This window comes from Mesorhizobium sp. M1312, assembly GCF_040318115.1.
Lineage (GTDB): Bacteria > Pseudomonadota > Alphaproteobacteria > Rhizobiales > Rhizobiaceae > Mesorhizobium.
Genome location: NZ_JAMYLQ010000005.1, coordinates 150548 through 169705, shown reverse-complemented (window position 1 = coordinate 169705; position 19158 = coordinate 150548). Strand labels below are relative to the sequence as shown.

The window sequence follows — 19158 nt, the reverse complement described above, 5'->3', positions numbered from 1 at the left end:
ATTTCGCTGCAGGCATGCTGGAGCCCCGCCAGCGGCGCCGCGGTCCAAATGGGCCGGACACCGGACGGGGCAGAAGCAATATGAGGATTTCCATGGCTGAACCCGTTCGCAATTATCAGACGCGTGCCGTGCCCGGCGCCGGCGTCGATGCTGCTATCGACCAGGGCCTGCGCGCCTATATGATCAAGGTCTACAATCTGATGGGGCTTGGCCTCCTCATCACCGGCCTCGCCGCGGTCGGAACGATCATGCTGGCCACCACCACCGATCCGGCTTCGGCGGTCGCCACGCTGCCGAATGGCGACATGTTGACCTCCTTCGGCTACGCGATCTTCGGCTCGCCGCTGAAATGGCTGGTGATCTTTGCCCCGCTGGCAGCGGTGATGTTCCTGTCGTTCCGTGTCCAGTCGATGAGCGTTTCGGCTGCGCAGACGACGTTCTGGGTCTATGCCGGCCTCGTCGGCCTGTCGCTGTCGTCGATCTTCCTGGTCTACACCACCGCCAGTATCTCGCAGACCTTCTTCGCCACCGCCGCCGCCTTTGGCGGGCTGTCGCTCTACGGCTACACGACCAGGCGTGACCTTTCCGGGTTCGGTTCGTTCCTGATCATGGGCCTGGTTGGTCTGATCATCGCGATGGTGATCAACATCTTCCTGCAGTCGTCGGCGCTTTCCTTCGCCGTTTCGGCGATCGGCGTGCTGATCTTCGCAGGCCTCACCGCCTACGATACGCAGAACATCAAGGAGATGTATTTCGAGGGCGACGAGACTGATGTCGCCGGCCGCAAGGCGATCATGGGTGCTCTGAGGCTCTATCTCGACTTCATCAACCTGTTCATGTTCCTGCTGCAGTTCATGGGCGACCGCCGTTAAAACGGTCCCTGCGTCTCTGGACCAGCGATTTTGGAAAGGGCGGCCCAAAGGCCGCCCTTTCCTTTTGTGCCGACCTTTGCTGTGATGGAAGGCAGATGAACGACTTGCATAAATTATGAGCAGCATCACGATACGGCCTGCGTCTTCGGCCGATCTCGATCGGATCACGGATATCTATGCCGATGCGGTGACCCATGGCACGGCGAGCTACGAAATGGAGCCGCCTGATCGCGCCGAGATGGGCCAACGCTTCGACAGTTTGATGGCGGGCGGCTTTCCCTATCTGGTGGCGGAAAAAGACGGCATTGTGCTCGGCTATGCCTATGCCGGCCCCTTCCGGGCGCGGCCTGCGTACCGGTTTGTCGTCGAGGACTCTGTCTATGTCGCGCCCGAGGCCAAGGGCCATGGCATCGGGCTCAAGCTGATGCAAGGGTTGATCGAGGCGGCCGAGGCGGCGGGCTTCCGCCAGATCATCGCGGTGATCGGCGACGGTCGGCCGGACAGTGCCTCGGTGCGGCTGCATGAAAAGCTAGGCTTTCGCCATTCGGGCCGCCTGGAAGGCTCCGGCTACAAGCACGGACGCTGGCTCGACACGGTGTTCATGCAGCTGCCGATGAATGACGGAGCTCTGGTTCCGCCCGATCCCAACTCGTTGCCGGAACGGAGATTCCGCCAGCAGCAATAAGTAGCTAGGCCTCGACCAGCTTCAGCGTGCGGTCGAAGACGCCGAGCACGCGGCCAAGTTCCTGGCCGCGCTTGAGGATGCGGCCGCCAGCGGCAATAACGGCGAATGCGCCTTGCCGGCGCGCCAGCTTCGGATCCTTAACGATCTGGAACAGCGGCACCTCGCTGGTGCGACGGAAGACGGAAAAGACGGCGCGGTCGGTGAGATGGTCGATGGCGTAGTCGCGCCATTCATTGGCGGCGACCATGCGCCCGTAAAGCCTCAGGATCTGGTCCAATTCACGCCGGTCGAACCGCACCGGTTGGTCGAGGCGTTCGCGTCTTGCCTCATGCAGCGGGATCAGTATTGCGGATGCGTCCCCATCCTCCGTCCCACTGCCGTGATCAGTCATGCCTCGATCCCTTCGAATGAATCTTACACCAATCAAAGTTGGCGCTTTCGCCGTGGAATTGCAAGCCCACCCGGACAAAGGCTGGCGGCGCACCGTTTCCCCGGTGTCCAGTCACGTTTATAAAACGCCCGTTGGAATTGGTGATGCTTCGCCACAATCCTGCCTTCTTTTATCCGCGCTAATGCCCCAATGTCCGACGAATTTACGGGTGTTGCCTGAGACGGTTCGGTCCGGCACTGGCTCGTAAACCCCAAGCCCCCCGCCCACGGGTCTGCGTCGGATCGAACCAACCTCGGTTTTCCCTGCGAAAAATCGAGTGCGACGATCCCAAAACCTAAATGACCGGCGTCAGAAGCAAGCTGACGCCGGTTTTTTATGCCTGGATGGAAGCGGACGCCGAGAGCGCTTTGCGTTTTGGTGGAACCAAATCCGCGCTCTCTTACTATTTAACGCATTTTGTCGGACGCCAAACGAAGACGTTTGGCTGCAAAATGCTACGGGCGAGAATGCGCAGCCGGTAAAGGCTTGTGGATTAAGGCGGCGCCCAGAATGGGACCCGGCAGGCCGTCCTTGCCCACCGATTGCAGCAGCACGGCGCAGCCGCCTTTCTTGGAAATCACGCTCATCGGCAATTCGTAGCGCTGCGCCTTGCCGTGCCACATGCCGGCGGTCTGGATGCCGGAGACGGCGTTCCAGTAGGTCATGCTGCGGCCGGTGTTTTCGCCCTTGCCGATCTTGATCGTCTGCGGCGGGTCGAAATAGACGATGACGACATGGGCATCGCTGGGGCCGGTCCCGGCATCGCCGGCGTCGATCGTGACGCGGTCGCTGGTTCGGCTGACCTTGATGCTGACCCGCATGCCTTCGCCTGATCTCTCCATGCGGGCGAGCGCGCCGTCGACTTCCTTGCGGCTGGCGCCGTTGACATGGCTGCGGCCATTGATGACGGCCTGCGGCGTATAGACCGAGCGGCTGCCGAAGGCACGCATATACTCATATTGCCGCTCGGTGTTCTCCTTGCGGCTCAGCGTGTCCTTCCAACCGAGATAATCCCAGTAGTCGACATGATAGGCGAGCGCGACGATGTTCTCCTTGGTGGCAAGCTCGGCAAAGAATTCATCGGCCGGCAGGCAGGAACTGCAGCCCTGGCTGGTGAAGAGCTCGACCACACCCAACGGTTCGTCAGTCGAGGCTTTGTCAGCCTGGGGCTTGTCGGCCTCGCCGGCAAGCGCACTGCCGCCAAGTCCAGCGCCGGCAAACACCGAGAGGGCCAGCGCCAATGCCGCAAGCCGCAATGGTCTTCGAGGTGTCATAGCCGTTTCGACTCCCGCCGGTGATGGCCGGCTTTATTCTGATTGGCGAAATATGTGGCAGAAGCGGCAGTCAACGGGAAGTCACGTTGCGGTGAAATTTTAGCGCTGCAACCAACTGCAAGCGCGCAACAGGACGGGCTACACTTCAGGGTAGATACCGATTCGGGCAACAATCAGCATGTGGCAAACTCTCCTGACGCCGGTCGACCTGTACTGCGAGCGGGTCGGGCCGGAGCTCTGGGCCGAGCCGGTCAACGCACTGACCAATCTGGCTTTTCTTGTCGCCGGGCTGTGGGGTCTCCGAGAGGTGCGCCGGCGTGGCACCGGCATCTTCGCCGAAGTTCTGGCCTGGTGGGTGGTGGCGATTGGCATCGGCTCGGCGCTGTTCCACACCTTTGCCAACCATGGCACGGTGTGGGCCGACGTGCTGCCGATCGCCGGGTTCACGCTGGCCTACACGCTGTTCAACCTGCGCCGTTTCCTCGGCATGAAATGGGGCAAGGCAACCGCCATCTTCGTCGCCTTCTATGCCGTCACCGGATTGTTGACCTGGGCGGTGCCGGACTGGCTGCGCCAGGCATCAAACGGCACGACCGGCTATCTGCCGCCCTTCCTGGCGCTCGCCTTCTTCGGCGTCATAGTGGCGGCGAGCGGCAACCGGGCCGGCTGGTACAATCTGGCCGGCTCGGCGATCTTCGTTGTGTCGGTCATCTTCAGGATGATCGATCCGCTGGTCTGCGGCAGCTTCCCGCTCGGCACGCATTTCCTGTGGCACGTCCTCAACGGGCTGATGCTCGGCGTGCTGCTGGCGGCGGCGGCGCGTTTCGGAGCGCCAAAGGTAGGGGAATAGGGGAATAGGGGAATAGGGGAATAGGGGAATAGGGGAATAGGGGAATGTCTTCCCTACTCCCTTACTGCCCTACTCCCTTACTCCCTAATTCCTATGCTGCCAGATCGCGCAGCACATATTGCAGGATGCCGCCGTTCTTGAAGTAGTCGAGCTCGTCCAGCGTATCGATGCGGCAGATGATCGGAATGTTCTTCACCGTGCCGTCGCTATAGGTGATTTTCGCGACCATCTTCTGGCGCGGCTTGATGGCGCTCAGTCCGTCGATCTCGACCAGTTCGTCGCCCTGGAGGTTGAGCGAGGCCCATGAGGTGCCCTCCTCGAAAACAAAGGGGATGACGCCCATGCCGACCAGGTTCGAGCGGTGGATGCGCTCGAACGACTGAGCGATGACGGCGCGAACACCCAACAGGTTGGTGCCCTTGGCCGCCCAATCGCGCGACGAGCCGTTGCCGTATTCGACACCAGCGAAGATGACCAGCGGCACGCCTTCCTTCCTGTACTCCATGGCGGCGTCGTAGATCGATCTCTCTTCCTTCGACGGATAGTGGATGGTGTAGCCGCCCTCGCGGCCGTTCTCGCCCAGCATGTGGTTGCGGATGCGGATGTTGGCGAAGGTGCCGCGCATCATCACCTCGTGATTGCCGCGCCGTGTGCCGTACTGGTTGAAGTCGGCAACGCCGACGCCATGATCCATGAGGTACTTGCCGGCCGGCGAGGCCGCCTTGATCGAGCCGGCCGGTGAGATGTGGTCGGTGGTGATCTTGTCCCCTAACAGGCCGAGCACGCGTGCGCCCTTGATGTCTTCGATTGTGCCAAAGCCTGACGTCATGCCGGCGAAATAGGGCGGGTTCTGCACATAGGTCGAATTGTCGTCCCAGGCGTAGGTCTGGCCCTCCGGCGCCTTGACGTTCTGCCAGTATTCGTCGCCCTTGAAGACATCGGCATATTTGCGGGCGAACAGTTCGCGCGTCACGTTCTTCTCGATGAACTCCTGAATCTCGACCGAGCTCGGCCAGATGTCCCTGAGGTAGACCGGGTTGCCGTCACGGTCCTCGCCGAGCGGCTCGGTGGTCAGGTCCTTGGTCACGGTCCCGGCCAGCGCGTGGGCGACGACCAGCGGCGGCGAGGCGAGGTAGTTCGCCTGCACGTCGGGCGAGACGCGGCCTTCGAAATTGCGGTTGCCGGAAAGCACCGCGGCAGCGATCAAACCTTTATCGTTGATCGTCCTGGAGATCGGCGCCGGCAACGGGCCGGAATTGCCGATGCAGGTGGTGCAGCCGAAGCCGACCAGATTGAAGCCGATCTGGTCGAGTTCCTTCTGCAGGCCGGATTTCTCCAGATATTCGGCGACGACCTGGCTGCCCGGCGCCAGCGATGTCTTGACCCACGGCTTCTGCTTGAGCCCGAGCCGGTTGGCGTTGCGTGCCAAAAGCCCGGCGCCGATCAGCACGCTCGGGTTCGAGGTGTTGGTGCAGGAGGTGATGGCGGCAATGACGACGTCGCCATGGCCAAGGTCGTAATCGGTGCCCTCGACGGCATAGCGCCTGTCGATTTCGGCGGCCTTCTTGTATTCGGTTTCCATCGCCTTGACAAAGCCGGCCGGAATGCCTTCCAGCGCGACCCGGCCTTCCGGACGCTTGGGGCCGGCCATCGACGGCACGACACTGCCGAGATCGAGATCGAGCAGGTCGGTGAAGACCGGGTCGGCAGAGCTGGTATCGCGCCACATGCCTTGCGCCTTGGCATACGCCTCGACCAGCGCGATGCGGCTTTCCTCGCGGCCGGACATGGTGAGGTAGCGGATGGTTTCGCCATCAACCGGGAAGAAGCCGCAGGTGGCGCCATATTCGGGCGCCATGTTGCCGATGGTGGCGCGGTCGGCCAGCGTCATGTTGGACAGCCCCGGACCGAAGAACTCGACGAACTTGCCGACGACGCCCTTCTTGCGCAGCATCTGGGTGACGGTGAGCACGAGGTCGGTGGCGGTGACGCCTTCCCTGAGTCTGCCGGTGAGGCGGAAGCCGATGACTTCGGGCAACAGCATGGAGACGGGCTGGCCGAGCATGGCGGCCTCGGCCTCGATGCCGCCGACGCCCCAGCCGAGCACGCCAAGGCCGTTGATCATGGTGGTGTGCGAATCAGTGCCGACGCAGGTGTCGGGATAGGCGGTGGTTTCGCCGCCTTCAGTGTTGGTCCACACCACCTGGCCGAGATATTCGAGATTGACCTGGTGGCAGATCCCGGTGCCGGGCGGCACCACGCGGAAATTGCGGAAGGCCTGCTGGCCCCATTTCAGGAACTTGTAGCGCTCCTCGTTGCGCTCGTACTCAAGCTCGACATTGCGGGCGAAAGCCAGCGGCGTGCCAAATTCATCGACGATGACCGAGTGATCGATGACCAGGTCGACGGGCACCAGCGGATTGATCTTTTGCGGGTCGCCGCCGAGCGAGACCATGGCATCGCGCATGGCGGCCAGGTCGACCACGGCCGGAACGCCGGTGAAATCCTGCATCAGCACACGGGCCGGGCGATAGGCAATCTCGACGCCGGCGGTGCCCCTGTCGATCAGCCAGCCGGCGACCGCCTGGATGCTCTCCTTGGTGACGGAACGGCCGTCCTCGTTGCGCAGCAGGTTCTCCAGCAGCACCTTCATCGAATAGGGCAGCTGGGCGATGCCGGTGAGGCCGTTCTTCTCGGCCTCGACAAGGTCGTAATAAACATAGTCGGTGCCGCCTGCGGTCAGCGTGCGGCAGCAATTGAAACTATCGAGGGATTTTGACACGTGTGATCCGTCCTTGTCTGTTCAGCCTGAAAGGGAACGGACGCCGATGGCATGCAATCACGCGCAAAGGTGCGGGTACGGCCATTTCCGCTGTCCGTTCCCAGCCAACCCGAGCCGTTCAAGGCGGCGCGTGCGCTGGTTCGGCGCTAATTCGCTTCCCGTGCCGACCGCTGGCACGGATGACCCGCATATAGAGAATTTCCTGGAATAGTTCTAGACAGTCGAAAGGCTATTTTGTGCGATGCGGCAGCAGCCGTGGCGCGGTGCTTTCGGGACGGGCAAGGAATGCGGCTGATCGCCGAAAATCTAGGCGGCGAACGCGGCGGCGAGGCGGTTTTTTCCGGCATCAACTTTGCCCTTGAGAAAGGCCAGGCGCTGATCGTCACCGGGCCGAACGGCGCGGGGAAGTCGACGCTGCTCAGGGTGGTTGCCGGGCTGCTGCCGGTGGCGGCAGGCCGTGTGCTTATCGAAGGCGGCGGCGAGGATTTTCCGTCGGTTGCCTCGGCCTGCCATTATCTCGGCCACCAGAACGCGATGAAGACGGCGCTGAGCGTGGCGAAAAATCTGCGCTTCTGGCGCGATTTTTTGGGCGCTGATTTTTTGGGCGCTGAAGAGGCGCTCGAAGCGGTCGGGCTTGATGGTATCGGCCATCTGCCGTTCGGCTATCTCTCCACCGGGCAACGTCGCCGAGCGGCAATCGCAAAGCTGCTTGTCAGCCGGCGGCCATTGTGGCTGCTCGACGAGCCGACGGCCGGGCTGGACAAGGCATCGGAAGGGCGATTCGGCGGAATGATGCGGAAGCATCTTGAGAAGGGGGGGATCGTTGTGGCGGCCACGCATCTGCCGCTGGGGCTTGGGGGGGCGAAGGAATTGAGGATGGGGGAAACTCGGTAATGTTGGCGTTCCGTCCCACCCCCCTCTGGCCTGCCGGCCATCTCCCCCGCAAGGGGGGAGATTGGCAGCTTCGTCGCTGCGCTCATCTCTCAACGATCGGGATTGGCGAAGGCAGTCGTGCCAGCCAATCTCCCCCCTTGCGGGGGAGATGGCCGGCAGGCCAGAGGGGGGTGCCTGGGCAAAGGCATCTCACGCCATGCTAGCCCTTTTCCTGCGCGATATCCGCCTGAGTATCCGTGCCGGCGGCGGGGCGCTGACCGGCGTGATCTTCTTTCTCGCCGTGATCGCCACGATCCCTTTCGGCGTCGGACCGGACCTCAATTTGCTCGCCCGCATCGGCCCGGCGATCCTGTGGATCGGCGCCTTACTCGCTTGCCTGCTCGGTCTCGACCGATTGTTTCAGGCCGACCGGGAAGACGGCTCGCTCGATCTTCTGGTGCTCGGCAACGACCGGCAGATGCTGGCGCTGACCGTGCTGACGAAATGCCTGGCGCATTGGGCGGGAAGCGTGCTGCCACTGGTCATTGCGGCACCCTTGCTCGGCCTGTTCATGAACATGGAGCCGGTTGGCATCGGCGCCACGGCGCTGACCCTTCTGGTCGGCACACCGGCGATCACCTTCATCGGCGCTGCCGGTGCGGCGGTGGCGGTGGCGCTGCCGCGCGGCGGGCTGCTGATCTCGGTGCTGGTGCTGCCGCTGACCATTCCCGTGCTGATCTTTGGCGTCTCGGCAAGCTATGGCGCGGTGGCCAACCCCGATCCGTTCCTACAGCCTTTCCTCATCCTCGCCGCGCTGACCTTGTTTCTTGCCGTGCTGGGGCCGGTTGCGGCAGCATTGGCGCTGCGTCATGGAACAGACTGATGTGGCCGGCCATCGTTCGTGGTTGCATCGCGTCAAGGGCTGCGGCGCTGCTGTCGATTGCGAAGCCGATGGCGCAAGGTTAAGAAAAGGCATGATCGAACGAAGCGGAATGGTCCGGCTGAAAGGTTTTGCGCCGGCGGAGCGACCCATATGAGCGTGCATGCGCTTTATGTGACCGCTGCCTATGCCATCACGGCCGTGGTTCTGGCCGGGCTGATCGGCTGGATCCTGTTCGACCAGCGTGCGCGCAAGAGGGACCTCGCCGAGCTGGAAGCATCCGGCGTGCGGCGGCGCTCCGACAAGGCGCGGAAATCATGAGCATGGAAACGGAAACGCCGGCGCGCGGGCGGCGCCTAATCGTGCTGTTGCCTTTGGTGATTTTCCTTGGGCTGGCGGGGCTGTTCCTGACGCAGCTGCTGTCCGGCCGCGACACCTCGGAAGTGCCATCGGCGCTGATCGGCCTGCCGGCGCCGCAGACCAATCTGCCGGCGCTGGAGGGCATGAATTTGCCGGGGCTCGATTCCAGGCAGTTCGCCGGCAAGGTCACACTGGTCAACGTCTTCGCGTCGTGGTGCGGGCCATGCCGCGACGAACATCCGGTGCTGCTGGCGCTGTCGCAGGACAAGCGCTTTGTCATAGCCGCGCTCAACTACAAGGATCAGCCGGAAAACGCCCGCCGGTTCCTCGGCGATCTCGGCAATCCGTTCCAGGCGATCGGCGTCGACGCGGCGGGGCGCGCGGCGATCGACTGGGGCGTCTACGGCGTGCCGGAAACCTTCGTCATCGGCAAGGACGGCAAGATCGCCTACAAGCATGTCGGCCCGCTGACCCCAGGCTCGGCGCAGACGCTGCTTTTGCCGGAGATCGAGAAGGCGCTGGCCGCGCCGGGCTAAGGCACCGGAAACGCGATGGACGAACGAGACATCCGCGATCATTTTCTGGCTCAGGCGAAAGCCTGCGATGGGCTTGGTTCGCCGTTCACCGCGAATTTATGCCGTGCGCTGGCCAAGGTTCTCGACGCAAACACCAGAACCGGGCAGGCGATGCTCGGCTGGCCGGGCGACGCGCGCGCCGACGCCCTCGCATTGCGGCTCTGCGGCGCGCTGCATACGTTGGTCCTGACGGGTGCCAGTGAGCGACTGGCACTGATCTATCCGCCCAACCAGACAAGCGAATCCGAGATCGCGGCGGTGCTGCCGGAGGCAATTGCGCTATCCGACGAGCAGATCGTCGCCGGCCTCGCCGGCGCGCCGCAGACCAATGAAATCGCCCGGTCGGCGATGCTGCTGCCGGGATTTCTGACGGTGGCGCGGGAAACCGGCCTGCCGCTGGATCTGTGCGAGATCGGCGCCAGCGCCGGGCTCAATCTCCTGTTCGACAGCTTTCACTACCGCTACGGCGATGCCGAGTGGGGAGACCCGGCCTCCCCCGTCCGGCTGGCGCCGGAGGTGCGCGGCCTCGCTGTGCCGCTTGGTGGAGCGATCAACGTCCGCCATCGCGCCGGCTGCGACATCGCGCCGGTCGATGTCGCCGACGCATCGGCGCGGTTACGGCTTCGGTCTTACGTCTGGGCCGATCAGGCAGCGCGGCTGGCCCGGCTCGACGCCGCGCTGTCACTTACCGAAAAGCTTCAACCGCTGCTTGTCAAAGCGGACGCGGCGGATTTTGTCGAGAAGGCACTGGCCGCACGGCAGCAGGGCGGCGCCTTCGTGCTCTATCATTCGATCATGTGGCAATATCTGCCGCGGGCGACCAAGGATGCCATCACCGCCACGCTAGAGCAGGCGGGCAGAGAGGCCACGGCCGTTGCGCCTATCGCAAGGCTGAGGATGGAGCCGCGCGATCCCCCAAAGCAGTGGGCGGTACTCAGCCTCACTCTATGGCCCGGCGGCGAGACACGCCGCCTGGCCCATTGCGATTACCACGGCCGCTGGATCGAATGGATTGGCTAAGCCGATCAAACAGTTCTGGTTGCGCATGATCTCGTCCGAAAAGTCTGCAACTTTTTGCTGCGATGACCTTCGGTTCGGGATCACGCGTCCGCCTCAGCCGTAGATCTGCTTGTGGACCTGGTAGAGCATTTCGCTGCGGTCGGCGCGCATGTCGGCCAGATCGCGGCTGGAAAAAGAGTCGATTTCGGCGACGAGGCGGTTGTATTGCCGGCGCTTGGCGATGCTGGTGCGAGCGCGGCTCATGAGGCTGTCGAGAATCATAGCGAGGTTCCTTCTGTGCCGCATTGTTGCGGCAGGTTGTTCCTCCCTGATCGATATGGAGCATGACATAGTTATGGTGCGTTGCAAAAAGAAGATGTTGCAATGCACCGTTGCGCTGGACGCATAGCCGGTTGACGGCACATGACCCCGTCGTTCGAGCCCTTCATTGAGCAAGGCGGTCTTGCCGCCGTTTGCCTCAACGTCTCAAGATGCGGTGAAGTGATATCAGCGATCTTGCCATATCGATCGCCGGCTGGCTTGATCGCGCCGGCATTAGCGATTTGCATGACTGGGAGGAAAACCATGGCCGCCGAAGACTACGAGATTCTCGATCCGCGTTTTGCGCGGCTGTTCAACGGCAACGCGCAGGTGGACAAGCTGTTCACCGGATGCCGGTGGGCGGAAGGGCCGGCCTGGTTTGCGGCCGGCCGTTATCTGGTCTGGTCCGACATCCCCAACAACCGCATGTTGCGCTACGACGAGACTGACGGCAGCGTCAGCGTGTTCCGGCAGCCGTCCGGCAATTCCAACGGCAACACCGTCGACCGGCAGGGCCGGCTGGTCACTTGCGAGCATTCGGGCCGCCGGGTCAGCCGCACCGAGCATGACGGCTCGATCACCACCATCGCCGACAAATGGCGCGGCAAGCGGCTGAACTCGCCCAATGATGCGGTGGTCAAGTCCGATGGTTCGATCTGGTTTACCGACCCGACCTACGGCATCGATACGGATTATGAGGGCGACAAGGCCGAGAGCGAGATCGGCGCCTGCCATGTCTATCGGGCCGATCCCGGCACCGGCGAGATCGAAGCGGTGATCACCGACATGGTCAGGCCCAACGGGCTTGCCTTCTCGCTCGACGAGAGCAAGCTCTATGTCGTTGATACCGGCCGCACGCATGGCGCACAAAATCCGGCGCATATGCGGGTGTTCAATGTCGACGAGGGTGGCAAGAAGATCTCCGGCGGAAAGGTCTTCGCCGACTGCACGGCCGGCCTGTTCGACGGTTTCAGGCTCGACGATCAAGGGCGCATCTGGGCGAGTGCTGCCGACGGCATCCATTGCTACGATCCCGACGGAACGCTGATCGGCAAGATCAAAGTGCCCGAAGTCGTCGCCAACTGCGTGTTCGGCGGCAACAAGCTGAACTGCCTCTACATCGCCGGCACGACCTCGCTCTACATGGTCCGGCTGATGGTCAACGGCGCAAAGACATTTTGAGCGGCCGCCAATCAATGGAGGACATTGCTATGCCTTCTCGGGCGGATCGCGCCCGAGCAGATTTTACCACATGGTGTGTTTGTATTCTTCGTCCAGCCAGCGATCGGTCGCCTCGGCCGAATCGGCGAGCGCCAGCTGGTCGCGCAGGATCTGGCCGAGCGTCGGCAGGGTCGCGCCGTCGTACCAGGTTTCCGGGTTCCACAAATCGGAGCGCATGAAGGCCTTGGCGCAATGCATGTAGGCGGCCTTCACCGTAACCAGGACGACGCTTTGCGGTTCCTTGCCGTCGACGGCGAGCCGCTCGCGCAAAGCCGCATCGACGGTGATGCGGGCATCGCCGTTGACGCGCAGCGTCTCATTCATGCCCGGGATGAGGAAGAGCAGCCCGACCGAGGGGTTGAGAAGAATGTTCTCCAGCGTGTCGAGCCGGTTGTTGCCGGGCCGGTCGGGGATGGCGATGGTCTTCTCGTCAAGCACGGCGGCGAAGCCCGGTCTGTCGCCCTTCGGCGTCACATCGGCATTGCCGGCGCCGTCGGAGGAGCCGATCAGCACGAAGGGGCTTTTGCCGATGAAGGAACGGCTGTGGCCATCCAGCGCTTTCAATTCCTTGCGGATCGAGCCGTCGGTCGGCCGAGGCGTCTTGTAGATCGTTCTCAGCTCTTCACGCGTGGTGACGAATTCCATGCCCTCTCCCTAACTGCTACTTGCCGGCCTTCTCTTCGTTCCCGGTCTTGCCTTCAAGCGAATGGCGCATGATCAGCGGCATCTGGCTGAAGGTGAAAAGAAGCGTGATCGGCATGATTCCCCAGACCTTGAAGGTAACCCAGGCGTCGGTGGAAAAATTCCGCCAGACCACTTCGTTGACAAGGGCCAGAAACAGGAAAAACAGGCCCCAGCGGAAGGTGAGTTTCTTCCAGCCCTCGGCGTCGAGGCTGAACGCCGAATCGAAGACGTAGCCGAGCAGCGACTTGCCGAAGAACAGCCCGCCGAGCAGCACGCTGCCGAACAGCATGTTGACGATGGTCGGCTTCATCTTGATGAAGATGTCGTCCTGCAGGTAGAGCGTCAGCGCGCCGAAGACGAAGACGACGACGCCCGACACCATCGGCATGATCGGCAAGGTGCGGGTGAGCAGCCAGGACGCGGCCAGCGCGATCGCGGTCGCGGCCATGAACAGGCCGGTGGCGACGAAGATCGGCCCGCCGAATTCGGCCAGCGCCGGAAATTTCTGCGACAGCCATGCGCCACGGGCGTTGGCGAAGAAGAACACCATCAACGGGCCGAGCTCCAGCACCATCTTGAGCAGCGGATTGACGCCTTCCTTCTTCTGCTTCTGCGGATCGGACGGGTCGCGTTCGAGGATGGGCGGGTTCATAGGCTTCCTTTTTGCGCATGATCCTGTCCAAGAAGTCTGCGACTTCCTGGGATCATGCTTGTTAGGCCACTCCAGCGATCGCCCTGGCGAACTCGCTTGCGGAGAATGGTTCGAGGTCGTCGACCTGTTCGCCGACGCCGATGAAATAGACCGGCAATTTGTGCTTTGCCGCGATCGCCACCAGAATACCGCCGCGCGCCGTGCCGTCCAGCTTGGTCATCACCAGACCGTTGACGCCGGCGACATTGCGGAAGATCTCGACCTGGTTGAGCGCGTTTTGGCCGGTGGTGGCATCGACCGTCTGCAGCACGGTGTGCGGCGCTTCCGGATCGAGTTTGCCCAGCACCCGGACGATCTTTTCCAGTTCCGCCATCAGTTCGGTCTTGTTCTGCAGCCGCCCGGCGGTGTCGATGATCAGCACGTCGGAGCCGGCTTGCTTGGCCTGTTCGAAGGCGTCGTAAGCAAGACCTGCCGCATCGGCGCCAAGCTTCGAGGCGATGACCGGCGACTTGGTGCGCTCGCCCCAGATCTTCAACTGCTCGATCGCGGCGGCGCGGAATGTGTCGCCGGCGGCGAGCATCACCGACAGGCCGCCGTCGGTGAGCTTTGCCGCCAGCTTGCCGATGGTCGTGGTCTTGCCGGTGCCGTTGACGCCGACGACAAGGATAACATGCGGCTTGTGGCTGAGGTCAAGCTCCAGCGGCATGGCAACATGGGTCAGCACCTTCTCCACCTCGGTCGCCATGATGGCGCGCACCTCCGTCTCGGAGACATCCTTGCCGTAGCGGCTGGCGGACAGCGAATCGGTGATGCGCAGGGCCGTCTCCATGCCGAGATCGGCGCGGATCAGCACGTCCTCCAGATCCTGCAGCGTGTCCTCGTCGAGCTTGCGCTTGGTGAAGACGCCGGCGATGTTGCCTGACAGTTCCCGGGAAGAGCGGGCAAGCCCCTCCTTCATGCGCTGGAACCACGAGCGTTTCGGTGCCGGTTCGCGCGCTTTCTGCGGCTCGGCCTTCTGCTCGACCTTCTTGGTTACGGTCACCTTGCCGGGGGCGGGCTTTGGCTCCGGCGGTGGTTGCGGAACGGCCTCTGGCTCCGGTGCGATCTCGGCAAGGATCGGCTTCGCCTCGACCGGCGCCGGCTGGCGAATGGGCGGCGAGATTTCGGCCGACGGCGCCTCAGGCTCGGGCACCGGCGAGGGGGCCTCGGCGGGCGGTGCGGTGTCTTGCGCAGGTTCGCGCTGCCTCTCACGCTCTCCCCGTGAGGGACGGAAAGAGGGGGGCGTCAGCGTCGGAGCTTCTTCTTTGCCGCTTTCAAGAGGAGGCTCGGCGTGACGATCAGCACCCGTCTCCCCGTCACTATACGGGGAGAAGGTGCCGGCAGGCGGATGAGGGGCAGCGCCACGTTCGGCTGACGGAGGCTCAGTCTGGACGATCTCTGGCTGGGTCGGCTCTGGCTCAGGAATTTCCTCCGGCTCTGGCTCCGGAGCTGGCTCGGGAACGACGGGAGCGGCCGCTGGCGCCGGCTCCTCGGCAGGCGCCTTCGGCTCCTCGACCGGAGCGGGTTCCGGCTGGATTTCTGGTTCGGGCGGAGTGATTAGTGCAGGAGTGGGCTCGGCCTCTTCAGGCGCCGGCTGCGGCGCGGGCGGTGCTTCCGCCTCGACCGGTGGCGCCGGCGCAGCTTCTGCCTCGGGCCGAGGCTCTTCGCGTTTCAAAAATTCCGGAACAGTCTGTTCGGCGGCCGGCTTCAGCGCCTCCAGCGCGTCCCATTTGATCGGCGGCAGGGGTGCTGACTCGTCGATCCGCTCCTCGACCACTTCCTTCTTGCCGAACGAAAATATCTTCTTGAAAAAACCAGCCATGTCTTTGCGTCTCAGGCGGCGCGCGCGGCAAGCGGCGCGGCGATCAGCCGGGCGCCGTCATGGCCGGCGATGTCAGCCTCAACGATTTCGCCCGGCGCGCCCGCGGAGACCGCAGCGAGCGTAAACCCTTCGGTGCGGCCGAGCCCGTCGCGCTCGACCAGGATGGACTGGCGTGTTCCGGCGAGTGCGGCGAGGTGACTGATATAGGCGGCGTCGCCGGCGGCGCGCAGCCGTGCCGCGCGCTGCTTGACCATCTCGCGGCGAAGCTGCGGCATGCGCGCGGCGGGGGTGCCTTCGCGCGGCGAGAACGGGAAGACGTGGAGATGCGTCAGCCCGCATTCCTTGACGATCTCCAGCGACTTTTCGAACATGGCGTCCGTCTCGGTCGGGAAGCCGGCGATGATGTCGGCGCCGAAGACGATACCGGGACGCAATTTGCGCAAATCCTCGCAAAAACGGATCGACTGATCCCGGTTGTGCCGGCGCTTCATCCGCTTCAGGATCATGTCGTCACCCGCCTGCAGCGACAAATGCAGATGCGGCATCAGCCTGGGCTCGGTGGCAATGGCGTCGACCAGATCGTCGTCAGCCTCGATCGAATCGATCGAGGAGAGGCGCAGGCGTTTTACGTCAGGCACCTGCTTCAGGATTGTCTTGACCAATTTGCCGAGTTTCGGGCTGCCAGGCAGGTCGGCGCCGAAACTGGTCATGTCGACGCCGGTCAGCACGATCTCGGCATAACCATTGCCGCTCAGCCGCTCGACCTGCTCGACCACGGCGCCCATCGGCACCGAGCGCGAATTGCCGCGGCCATAGGGGATGATGCAGAAGGTGCAGCGGTGGTCGCAGCCGTTCTGCACCTGGACAAAAGCCCGCGCCCGGCCCTCGATGGCGTCGACCATGTGGCCGGCTGTCTCGCGTAGCGAAAAGATATCGTTGACGCGAGCCTTCTCGGTATCGTTGACGCCGAAATCCGGCAGCGCGCGATAGGAATGGGCCTTCAGCTTCTCATCATTGCCGAGGACGAGATCGACCTCGTCCATGGCGACGAAATTCTGCGGCTCGGTCTGCGCGGCGCAGCCGGTGACGATGATGCGGGCGGCCGGGTTCTCGCGGCGGGCCTTGCGGATCGACTGTTTTGCCTGGCGCACCGCCTCGCCGGTGACGGCGCAGGTGTTGAAGATGATGGCGCCGCCTTCCAGCGCGCCAAGGCCGGCGCTTTCCGCTTCTCGCCGCATCACCTCGGATTCGTAGGTGTTCAGCCGGCAGCCGAAGGTAACGACGTCAACACGTTTGGGAAGAGTGGGGCCGTTGGAAAGGACGGGACCCTTCTTTGCGAGAGGAGCCATCAGGCGGCGCTTTCGGTGTCGCGGGCCCACACGCCGGTCGACGGGTCGAAGCTGCCGGAAAATTCCCATTCGGCGGCACCGGTGAGGATGACGTGGTCGTCGCCGCGCCATTCGACATGCAAGGAGCCGCCGCCGGGCGTCACCAGAGCGACGCTGCGTCCGGTCCGCCTGGTGCGCGCGGCAGCGACGACGGCGGCACAAGCCGCCGTACCGCAGGCCTTGGTCAGGCCGGCGCCGCGCTCCCAGGTGCGGATGACCATCGTCTCGGGCGAGGTCACCCGTGCGATGGTGATGTTGGCGCGTTCGGGGAAGATCGGGTGACTTTCGAGCAGCGGGCCGAAGCGGTCGAGCTCGTAGGACCAGACGTCGCGGTCGACCCAAAAGATGGCGTGCGGATTGCCCATCGACACGACCGAAGGCGAGTGCAGCACAGGCGCGTCGATCGGGCCGATCTGCAGCTCGATCATGCGGGTATCGCGAAATTCTTCGGCCAGCGGAATATCCTGCCAGCCGAAACGCGGCTTGCCCATGTCGACCGAGATCAGCCCGTCGGCATGTTCTTCGGCGTTGAGGATGCCGGCGACCGTCTCGAAGGCGAATGTCTTCTGGCCGGTTTCGGCAGCAAGTGCCTGCACCACGCAGCGCATGCCGTTGCCGCAGGCCTGCGCGCCGGTTCCGTCGGAATTCAAAATGTCGATGAAAAAGGCGGTGCCCGGCGTCCTGGCGTCGTGGATCGACATGATCTGATCGAATTTCGTCGCGGCATCGGCATTGAGCGCAAGGGCGGCAGCCGGCGTCACCCGATCGGCGCGACCGCGCATGTCGGCAACGATGATCTCGTTGCCGATGCCGTTCATCTTGGCGAAGGGGGCGATACTTGCCATGGATCGGAAGGTCTCATGCCGGTTTGGCGCCTATATGGCGGATACCGGCCGAAATTACCAGTGTGCGGACGGGTCAGAGCGACGTGTGTCCCTTGGACGCACAAGCACGCGCTGACACTTTGAACCGGCGCGTCGTGCTTTCCGAAAATCGATTCCGATTTTTCGGGCCGATGCGTCTACGCTACCGCGAAGACGCCAAGCATGACCAGCAGGAAGATGATCAGCACGATGCCGATGAGGATACGGGCGCCGGTGGCGGCGGCTCCGGCCAATGCCGGCATACCGAGCAGGCTGGCTGCGGCCGCGATAATCAGAAGAATGACAATCCATTTGATCATGGGGAAATCCCTCGCAGCCGACGGTTGTGGATGACCACCAACGCGTTTACGACGTCCCGGGTTCCCCTGGGCTTCCCGTGCGCCGTGAAGCCGGTCGCCTGTTTAGAGCGCCGGCACGTCCCAGACCTCGCCGGGACGCAAGGCGCGAAAGCGTTCCTGCGGGATACCTTGATCGTCGAGGGCCGCGCCAAGCTTTCTGGCCGGCTCGTCGATCGGCTCGTTGGTAAGCCGGAACGTGCCCCAATGGCAGCCGGCAGCATAGGCGGCGTTGCACAAAAGCATGCCTTGCACCGCCTCCTCCGGGTTCTGGTGGTGTGGCGCCATAAACCAGCGCGGCTCGTAGGCGCCGATCGGCAGGATGGCGAGGCGAAAGCCGCCGTGCCTTTCAGCCATCAGCCGGTAGTTGATGCCATCGTGGAAACCGGTGTCGCCGGCGAAATAGATTTTTCCGCCCGGCGTCTCGATCACAAAACCCGCCCACAGCGCCATGCGCCGGTCGCGGGTGCCGCGCGCCGACCAGTGGTGCACCGGCTCGAGATGGACGGCGACGTCCTTGCCGATCTCGACCCGCTCGCCCCAGTCATGCACGGAAAGCCGCACTCCGGGAACGCCACCGTCGATGATGGCGTCGTTGCCAAGCGGCGTCAGCACCAGTGGGTCGTGCTTTGTCTTCAGCCGCTTCAGCGTGGCGAGGTCGAGATGGTCGTAGTGGTTGTGGCTGACCAATACGAGGTCGATCGGCGGCAGGTTGGAAAAAGCGATGCCCGGCAGATTCACCCGTTTCGGCCCGGCAAAGGACAGCGGCGAGACGCGCCGCGACCAGACCGGGTCGGTGAGGATGTTCAGGCCGGCTGTCTGGATGAGCAGCGTGGAATGGCCGACCATGATCAGCCTCAGTTCGGAGCCGTCAATCCGTTTGGCCGGTGTCGCCTGATGGAACGGACTCGGATTCGCCGCCGGCCATTTCGAGCGTTCGCCGCCCAACTGCCACTTCAAAAGATCGGAAAAACGGGCAGGCGGCTTGCCGTTGGGATTGAAGAATAAGGTGCCGTCGAAATGATCGCTGGGCGGGCCGCTATAGTAGCGATTGGCAGCCCTTTTTCTCGCAGCCAAGGTTTCGCCTCCGGCAAGGTTCCGTTTCATCAGAGATAGGACCGAAGCGGGCTGGCGCAAGCATTTGCAGCGGGCGCCAAGGCACGCCTGTCCAGGCAAACCGCTGCGCGGTTTCGGGTCAGATCCCTAGGGCAGGCTTTCAGGCGGCACGCATC

20 protein-coding genes are annotated in these 19158 nt (G+C 63.4%); 9 read left to right on the top strand and 11 right to left on the bottom strand.

Annotated features, from left to right (window positions below):
* The first annotated feature begins 92 nt into the window (after nucleotides 1-92).
* Nucleotides 93-872, top strand: a complete 780-nt coding sequence (locus NKH36_RS09195; RefSeq protein WP_352961342.1) for a Bax inhibitor-1/YccA family protein — start codon at nucleotides 93-95, stop codon at nucleotides 870-872.
* Between the two features lie 115 nt (nucleotides 873-987).
* Nucleotides 988-1557 (top strand): GNAT family N-acetyltransferase, encoded by a 570-nt coding sequence (locus NKH36_RS09190; protein WP_352961340.1) that lies wholly within the window; start codon nucleotides 988-990, stop codon nucleotides 1555-1557.
* A 4-nt stretch (nucleotides 1558-1561) separates the two neighbouring features.
* On the opposite strand, the gene NKH36_RS09185 is transcribed toward NKH36_RS09190, so the two are convergent.
* Complete coding sequence (locus tag NKH36_RS09185; protein ID WP_095484870.1) at nucleotides 1562-1948, bottom strand: DUF2794 domain-containing protein; 387 nt, start codon at nucleotides 1946-1948, stop codon at nucleotides 1562-1564.
* A 494-nt stretch (nucleotides 1949-2442) separates the two neighbouring features.
* The gene (locus tag NKH36_RS09180; RefSeq protein WP_352961338.1) at nucleotides 2443-3261 is read right to left on the bottom strand and encodes a DUF1223 domain-containing protein; all 819 of its coding nucleotides are present in this window, start codon (nucleotides 3259-3261) and stop codon (nucleotides 2443-2445) included.
* A 178-nt stretch (nucleotides 3262-3439) separates the two neighbouring features.
* Here NKH36_RS09180 and NKH36_RS09175 point away from each other — a divergent pair, with 178 nt between their 5' ends.
* The gene (locus NKH36_RS09175) at nucleotides 3440-4111 is read left to right on the top strand and encodes a ceramidase domain-containing protein (RefSeq protein WP_352961336.1); all 672 of its coding nucleotides are present in this window, start codon (nucleotides 3440-3442) and stop codon (nucleotides 4109-4111) included.
* A 91-nt stretch (nucleotides 4112-4202) separates the two neighbouring features.
* Here NKH36_RS09175 and acnA read toward each other — a convergent pair whose 3' ends face one another.
* Nucleotides 4203-6893 carry an aconitate hydratase AcnA gene (gene acnA, locus NKH36_RS09170; RefSeq protein ID WP_352961334.1) on the bottom strand — a complete coding sequence of 897 codons (2691 nt, stop codon included), beginning with the start codon at nucleotides 6891-6893 and terminating at the stop codon, nucleotides 4203-4205.
* Nucleotides 6894-7178: 285 nt separating this feature from the next.
* On the opposite strand from acnA, the gene ccmA reads away from it, so the two are divergent.
* From ccmA to NKH36_RS09145, 5 genes are all read left to right on the top strand, one after another.
* On the top strand, nucleotides 7179-7787 hold the full coding sequence (gene ccmA, locus NKH36_RS09165) for a heme ABC exporter ATP-binding protein CcmA (RefSeq protein ID WP_352961332.1): 609 nt from the start codon (nucleotides 7179-7181) through the stop codon (nucleotides 7785-7787).
* A 196-nt stretch (nucleotides 7788-7983) separates the two neighbouring features.
* Complete coding sequence (gene ccmB / locus NKH36_RS09160; RefSeq protein WP_352961330.1) at nucleotides 7984-8649, top strand: heme exporter protein CcmB; 666 nt, start codon at nucleotides 7984-7986, stop codon at nucleotides 8647-8649.
* Between the two features lie 150 nt (nucleotides 8650-8799).
* On the top strand, nucleotides 8800-8967 hold the full coding sequence (ccmD, locus tag NKH36_RS09155) for a heme exporter protein CcmD (protein ID WP_352961328.1): 168 nt from the start codon (nucleotides 8800-8802) through the stop codon (nucleotides 8965-8967).
* The gene (locus tag NKH36_RS09150; RefSeq protein WP_352961327.1) at nucleotides 8964-9542 is read left to right on the top strand and encodes a DsbE family thiol:disulfide interchange protein; all 579 of its coding nucleotides are present in this window, start codon (nucleotides 8964-8966) and stop codon (nucleotides 9540-9542) included. Before ccmD ends, NKH36_RS09150 begins: the two co-directional genes overlap by 4 nt.
* 15 nt (nucleotides 9543-9557) lie before the next feature.
* Nucleotides 9558-10601: a DUF2332 domain-containing protein gene (locus tag NKH36_RS09145; RefSeq protein WP_352961325.1), complete on the top strand. Its 1044-nt coding sequence runs from the start codon at nucleotides 9558-9560 to the stop codon at nucleotides 10599-10601.
* 93 nt (nucleotides 10602-10694) lie between these two features.
* Here the strand turns inward: NKH36_RS09145 and NKH36_RS09140 are convergent, their stop codons facing one another.
* Nucleotides 10695-10862 (bottom strand): hypothetical protein, encoded by a 168-nt coding sequence (locus NKH36_RS09140; protein ID WP_127314787.1) that lies wholly within the window; start codon nucleotides 10860-10862, stop codon nucleotides 10695-10697.
* Nucleotides 10863-11165: 303 nt separating this feature from the next.
* Between NKH36_RS09140 and NKH36_RS09135 the strand changes: the two genes are divergently transcribed.
* A complete protein-coding gene (locus tag NKH36_RS09135; RefSeq protein WP_352961323.1) occupies nucleotides 11166-12083 on the top strand; it encodes an SMP-30/gluconolactonase/LRE family protein in 918 nt (305 codons plus the stop codon).
* A gap of 63 nt (nucleotides 12084-12146) precedes the next feature.
* Here the strand turns inward: NKH36_RS09135 and NKH36_RS09130 are convergent, their stop codons facing one another.
* The 7 genes from NKH36_RS09130 to NKH36_RS09100 all read right to left on the bottom strand — a co-directional run bounded on the left by NKH36_RS09130 (nucleotide 12147) and on the right by NKH36_RS09100 (nucleotide 19003).
* Nucleotides 12147-12767, bottom strand: a complete 621-nt coding sequence (locus NKH36_RS09130) for a pyridoxamine 5'-phosphate oxidase family protein (protein WP_352961321.1) — start codon at nucleotides 12765-12767, stop codon at nucleotides 12147-12149.
* A 16-nt stretch (nucleotides 12768-12783) separates the two neighbouring features.
* Nucleotides 12784-13458 (bottom strand): septation protein A, encoded by a 675-nt coding sequence (locus NKH36_RS09125; RefSeq protein ID WP_352961319.1) that lies wholly within the window; start codon nucleotides 13456-13458, stop codon nucleotides 12784-12786.
* A gap of 61 nt (nucleotides 13459-13519) precedes the next feature.
* On the bottom strand, nucleotides 13520-15319 hold the full coding sequence (gene ftsY / locus NKH36_RS09120; protein WP_352961317.1) for a signal recognition particle-docking protein FtsY: 1800 nt from the start codon (nucleotides 15317-15319) through the stop codon (nucleotides 13520-13522).
* 11 nt (nucleotides 15320-15330) lie between these two features.
* Entirely contained in the window at nucleotides 15331-16668 is a 1338-nt protein-coding gene (gene mtaB, locus NKH36_RS09115; protein WP_352961315.1) for a tRNA (N(6)-L-threonylcarbamoyladenosine(37)-C(2))-methylthiotransferase MtaB, read from the bottom strand.
* Nucleotides 16668-17552 (bottom strand): diaminopimelate epimerase, encoded by an 885-nt coding sequence (gene dapF, locus NKH36_RS09110; protein ID WP_352961313.1) that lies wholly within the window; start codon nucleotides 17550-17552, stop codon nucleotides 16668-16670. The genes mtaB and dapF overlap by 1 nt, the downstream gene beginning before the upstream one ends.
* Nucleotides 17553-17728: 176 nt before the next feature.
* Nucleotides 17729-17890 (bottom strand): DUF1328 family protein, encoded by a 162-nt coding sequence (locus NKH36_RS09105; RefSeq protein WP_128175373.1) that lies wholly within the window; start codon nucleotides 17888-17890, stop codon nucleotides 17729-17731.
* A 102-nt stretch (nucleotides 17891-17992) separates the two neighbouring features.
* Nucleotides 17993-19003, bottom strand: a complete 1011-nt coding sequence (locus NKH36_RS09100; protein ID WP_502911997.1) for an MBL fold metallo-hydrolase — start codon at nucleotides 19001-19003, stop codon at nucleotides 17993-17995.
* Nucleotides 19004-19158: the final 155 nt, after the last annotated feature.

Coding starts and splice junctions, on each gene's coding strand:
- NKH36_RS09195 (WP_352961342.1), top strand. CDS start 93: ATGGCTGAACCCGTTCGCAATTATCAGACGCGTGCCGTGCCCGGCGCC.
- NKH36_RS09190 (WP_352961340.1), top strand. CDS start 988: ATGAGCAGCATCACGATACGGCCTGCGTCTTCGGCCGATCTCGATCGG.
- NKH36_RS09185 (WP_095484870.1), bottom strand. CDS start 1,948: ATGACTGATCACGGCAGTGGGACGGAGGATGGGGACGCATCCGCAATA.
- NKH36_RS09180 (WP_352961338.1), bottom strand. CDS start 3,261: ATGACACCTCGAAGACCATTGCGGCTTGCGGCATTGGCGCTGGCCCTC.
- NKH36_RS09175 (WP_352961336.1), top strand. CDS start 3,440: ATGTGGCAAACTCTCCTGACGCCGGTCGACCTGTACTGCGAGCGGGTC.
- ccmA (WP_352961332.1), top strand. CDS start 7,179: ATGCGGCTGATCGCCGAAAATCTAGGCGGCGAACGCGGCGGCGAGGCG.
- ccmB (WP_352961330.1), top strand. CDS start 7,984: ATGCTAGCCCTTTTCCTGCGCGATATCCGCCTGAGTATCCGTGCCGGC.
- ccmD (WP_352961328.1), top strand. CDS start 8,800: ATGAGCGTGCATGCGCTTTATGTGACCGCTGCCTATGCCATCACGGCC.
- NKH36_RS09150 (WP_352961327.1), top strand. CDS start 8,964: ATGAGCATGGAAACGGAAACGCCGGCGCGCGGGCGGCGCCTAATCGTG.
- NKH36_RS09145 (WP_352961325.1), top strand. CDS start 9,558: ATGGACGAACGAGACATCCGCGATCATTTTCTGGCTCAGGCGAAAGCC.
- NKH36_RS09140 (WP_127314787.1), bottom strand. CDS start 10,862: ATGATTCTCGACAGCCTCATGAGCCGCGCTCGCACCAGCATCGCCAAG.
- NKH36_RS09135 (WP_352961323.1), top strand. CDS start 11,166: ATGGCCGCCGAAGACTACGAGATTCTCGATCCGCGTTTTGCGCGGCTG.
- NKH36_RS09130 (WP_352961321.1), bottom strand. CDS start 12,767: ATGGAATTCGTCACCACGCGTGAAGAGCTGAGAACGATCTACAAGACG.
- NKH36_RS09125 (WP_352961319.1), bottom strand. CDS start 13,458: ATGAACCCGCCCATCCTCGAACGCGACCCGTCCGATCCGCAGAAGCAG.
- ftsY (WP_352961317.1), bottom strand. CDS start 15,319: ATGGCTGGTTTTTTCAAGAAGATATTTTCGTTCGGCAAGAAGGAAGTG.
- mtaB (WP_352961315.1), bottom strand. CDS start 16,668: ATGGCTCCTCTCGCAAAGAAGGGTCCCGTCCTTTCCAACGGCCCCACT.
- dapF (WP_352961313.1), bottom strand. CDS start 17,552: ATGGCAAGTATCGCCCCCTTCGCCAAGATGAACGGCATCGGCAACGAG.
- NKH36_RS09105 (WP_128175373.1), bottom strand. CDS start 17,890: ATGATCAAATGGATTGTCATTCTTCTGATTATCGCGGCCGCAGCCAGC.